Origin of the sequence: Rhizobium mayense (assembly GCF_030272705.1) — a bacterium.
In the GTDB taxonomy this organism is placed as follows: domain Bacteria; phylum Pseudomonadota; class Alphaproteobacteria; order Rhizobiales; family Rhizobiaceae; genus Rhizobium; species Rhizobium mayense.
In genome coordinates, this window is the sequence record NZ_JARFYM010000123.1 from 1 (window position 1) to 451 (window position 451).

1 protein-coding gene is annotated in these 451 nt (G+C 58.1%); it reads left to right on the forward strand.

Annotated elements, in window-relative coordinates; genetic code table 11:
• Positions 1-451, forward strand: a 451-nt coding sequence (locus PY649_RS34870; protein WP_285873625.1) for a porin, incomplete at both ends; no start/stop codon positions are given.

Below are 451 nucleotides of genomic sequence, written 5' to 3' on the forward strand. Positions count from 1 at the left end.
CGAATACGTTCGCATCTGCGACGCATACGGTGCAGGCTACTTCTTCATTCCGGGAACCGAAACCTGCCTCAAGATCGGCGGTAAGGTTCGTACGGAAGGCCAGTGGGGCGACGCTTATGGCGGTCACGGCACTGCTGGTGATTGGCGCAATGGTACGCTGTGGCATACCCGTGCTGAGTTGAATATCAACACCGCGACCGACACCGAATACGGTCCGCTGAAGACCAACACCATCCTTCGTTGGGATTGGCAGGAAGGCGGCTCCACGGGCACGAACCTTCTGTGGTCGTACATCAGCCTCGGCGGCTTCAGCGTCGGTAAGCAGGACTCCTGGTACAACCAGTTCGTTGGTTACGCCGGCGACGTCATCAACGACGACGTGATCTATGACGGCCCGTACGAACTCAACCAGATCACCTACAACTATGACGCCGGCAACGGCTTCACGGCT